5 protein-coding genes are annotated in these 3,407 nt (G+C 63.2%); all 5 read right to left on the reverse strand.

Features of this window, described 5'->3' with window-relative positions; all coding sequences use genetic code 11:
* A partial coding sequence (lipB, locus tag B2V21_RS16425) for a lipoyl(octanoyl) transferase LipB (RefSeq protein WP_286917417.1) occupies positions 1–301 on the reverse strand: 301 nt, incomplete at its 3' end.
* Positions 301–576 (reverse strand): DUF493 domain-containing protein, encoded by a 276-nt coding sequence (locus tag B2V21_RS16430; RefSeq protein WP_049860843.1) that lies wholly within the window; start codon positions 574–576, stop codon positions 301–303. The genes lipB and B2V21_RS16430, both read right to left, overlap by 1 nt.
* 79 nt (positions 577–655) lie before the next feature.
* Positions 656–1,816, reverse strand: coding sequence for a D-alanyl-D-alanine carboxypeptidase family protein (locus B2V21_RS16435; RefSeq protein ID WP_049860842.1), 1,161 nt, complete (start codon positions 1,814–1,816; stop codon positions 656–658).
* 122 nt (positions 1,817–1,938) lie between these two features.
* Complete coding sequence (locus B2V21_RS16440; protein ID WP_056843999.1) at positions 1,939–2,958, reverse strand: septal ring lytic transglycosylase RlpA family protein; 1,020 nt, start codon at positions 2,956–2,958, stop codon at positions 1,939–1,941.
* A partial coding sequence (locus B2V21_RS16445) for a lytic murein transglycosylase (protein WP_286917418.1) occupies positions 2,958–3,407 on the reverse strand: 450 nt, incomplete at its 5' end. The genes B2V21_RS16445 and B2V21_RS16440, both read right to left, overlap by 1 nt.

A 3,407-nucleotide genomic window follows, 5' to 3' on the forward strand; every position in this document is an offset into this window, starting at 1 on the left:
CCAGCTCGCGCACACCGTAGCCCAGCCGGCGCACGTCCAGCAGCAGGTACACCACCAGTTGGCCGGGGCCATGGTAGGTCACCTGACCACCGCGGTCGACCTGCACCACCGGGATCTCGCCGGGCACCAGCAGGTGCTCGGCCTTGCCCGCCTGGCCCTGGGTGAAGACCGCCGGATGCTGGACCAGCCAGACTTCATCGGCGGCGTCTGCATCGCGCTGATCGGTGAACCGCTGCATCGCGTGCCAGACGGGCTCGTAAGGCATCAGACCGAGTTCGCGAAACCCCAGGCATTGCGGCATCAAAGCACCATTTTGACGATGCCGGTGGCGCGCAGCTCACTGTTGATGTTGTAGAGCTGTTCCTGGCCGGTCGCCAGGATGTGCAACTGCAAGGTGGTGTAGTTGCCGTTGGTGCTCTGGCGCTCGGCGTTCTTGTCGTGATTGACGGTGGCGTGCTTCTCGACGATCTTCACCACCGTGTCGCGAAAGCCCACGCCGGTGTCGCCGATGATCTTGATCGGGTAGTCGGCGCAGGGGAATTCGATCTTCGGTTCTTTTACTTCGGTATCGGTCATGACGATGACGGCCTCGGGTAAACCGTGAAAACAACAACGCCCCCGCCTGTTGCCAAGGCGAGGGCGCGCGGTCGCGATATCAGTTGAACAAGCCGTAGAAGAATAGACGAACGCTATCCCACACGCGGCGGAAAATACCACCTTCCTGTACATCGTCCAACGCGATCAGATCGGAGGTCTGAACGATCTTGTCACCGTTCTTCACTTCAACCTTGCCGATCACATCGCCCTTGGCGATGGGCGCGGTCAGCTGCGGGTTGATGGTCATGCTGGCAGCCAGGTTCTTCAACTGACCCTTGGGCAGCGTCATGGTCAGATCTTCAGCCAGGCCGGCCTTGATCTCGCGGATGTCGCCCTTCCACACCGGCGCTTTGGCCAGCTCGGTGCCCTTCTGGTAGAAGGTCTGGGTTTCGTAGAAGCGGAAGCCGTAGGTCAGCAGCTTCTGGGTCTCGGCTGCACGGGCCTGTTCGCTGTTGGTGCCGAACACCACGGCGATCAGACGCATGCCGTCGCGCACGGCCGAGGACACCATGCAGTAGCCGGCTTCTTCGGTGTGGCCGGTCTTCAGACCGTCGACGGTCTTGTCGCGCCACAGCAGCAGGTTGCGGTTGGGCTGCTTGATGTTGTTCCAGAAGAACTCCTTCTGCGAGTAGATCGCATAGTGGGCCGGGTCTTCGTGGATGATGGCGCGAGCCAGCAGTGCCATGTCGTGAGCGGTGGAATAGTGCTCAGGGTTCGGCAGACCGGTCGGGTTCATGAAGTGGCTGTTGCTCATGCCCAGTTTGCCGGCGGTGGTGTTCATCATGTCGGCGAAGGCGTCTTCGCTGCCGGCGATGTGCTCGGAGAGCGCCACCGAAGCGTCGTTGCCCGACTGGATGATGATGCCGTGCAGCAGGTCGCTGACCGACACCTGGGTGCCGACCTTGATGAACATCCGCGAGCCGCCGGTGCGCCAGGCGTTTTCGCTGACGGTGACCGGGTCGTTCTCGCCGATCTGGCCGCGACGGATCTCCAGGGTGGCGATGTACGCGGTCATCAGTTTGGTCAGGCTGGCTGGCGGCAGACGCTGGTCGCCGTTGTTTTCAACCAGCACGTTACCGCTGGAAGCTTCCATCAGCACGTAGGATTTGGCAGCCAGTTGCGGCGGCGCTGGCATCATCTGATCTGCCGCCCAAGCGGCAGGGGCAATGATCAGCGGTACAAGCAGGCACAGGCGTTTGGCAAATGTGGTGATGTTCATCCGTCTCTCGAAATTGCTGATGGGCACATGCCCTTGCGGGCAGTCTTGTTGTGGGCGGGCGGCCCGGTGTCGCACGCCCGTTGCCGGGCGTTCATTGCAGCGCCGCCCGCAGGCGGCGCGGTTCAATCCAGTGTCACCAACTTGGGCACGCCGAGGTTGGCCATGCGCACGTTGTCCTGTATCTGCTGGGCTTCACCCTGGGAATTGATCGGTCCCAGGCGCACCCGATAGAACGTCTGCTGGTTGACTGCGATCTGGCTGGTGAAGGCCGGTGCGCTGACCATCGAGCTCAGCTTGGAACGCAGCAGCTCCGCAGCGTCGGGGTTGGCGAACGCTCCCACCTGGAGATACAGGCCAGACGCTTGTGCAGAACCGTTTTTTTTTGCGTCCATCTGCACCGGCAGCGTGGCGACCGCGTGTTGCTGGGGCGGCGGCGTGTATTGCTCGACCGTGCCGGCCGACGGCGTGATGTTGGGCCGGGCCTGAGCCACCACCGGCCCCTGGTTCAGCACCAGCGGCGCCGGGCGACCACGCTGGGCCCACCATTCCTGAGGATCGATCCCCTCGACCCGGACGCGCGCAGTGCCCGTTTCGGCGTAGCCCAGCTTCTTGGCGGCAGCATAGGACAGGTCGATGATCCGGTCGGAATAGAAAGGCCCGCGGTCGTTGACCCGCAGCACCACCGTGCGATTGTTGTCCAGGTTGGTCACGCGCACATAGCTGGGCAGCGGCAGGGTCTTGTGCGCCGCGCTCATGCCATACAGGTCGTAGACCTCACCGTTGGCGGTGTTCTGGCCGTGGAACTTGGTGCCATACCAGGACGCCGTGCCGGTGGCCTGATACTGGCGCGACTCGGCTATCGGGAAGTAGGTCTTGCCCAGCACCGTGTAGGGGTTGGCCTTGTAGGGACCGGTGTGCAGGGTCGGTACGGCGTCGGGGATCTTCGACACGTCGACGTCCCACCAGGGCGCGCCGTCCTTGTGAGCCCGATTGATGTTCAGGCCGGGAATGGCTTTGACGGTCGGGCCCGATTGCTTGACGGTACGCGACGGCGGCGGGGTCGACGAGCAGCTGGCGAGCAACAGGCCCAGTGCCGCGCAGGCCGCGATGGCTGAGGATGTACGTATCGGCATTGCCCGCATTACTTGACGCCCCGTGCTTGAACCAGCGATTCCGACAGTTGGTGCACAGCCATGGCGTACATCACACTGCGGTTGTAGCGAGTGATTGCATAGAAATTCTTCAGACCCATCCAGTATTCCGGACCTTCGGCGCCCTGCAGGCGGAAGGCGGTCACTGGCAGGTCGTCGCGCAGCGCATCATGACTCGACCAGCCCAGCGCCCGCAACTGCCCGACATTCTTGACCGGGTCGATGCCCGGGCTCAAGCCATCGTCGACCTGCGGACCGGAAACGCTGGCTCGGCTGACCACTGGCTGGCCGGCGACCCATCCATGCTCCTTGAAATAGCTGGCGACGCTGCCGATGGCGTCATCGGCGTCGGTCCAGATATTGATGTGGCCGTCGCCGTCGAAATCCACCGCATAGGCGCGGAAGCTGCTGGGCATGAACTGCGGCAGGCCCATGGCCCC

It is taken from the genome of Pseudomonas sp. UBA6276 (assembly GCF_002438365.1).
Taxonomy (GTDB): Bacteria; Pseudomonadota; Gammaproteobacteria; order Pseudomonadales; family Pseudomonadaceae; genus Aquipseudomonas; species Aquipseudomonas coleopterorum.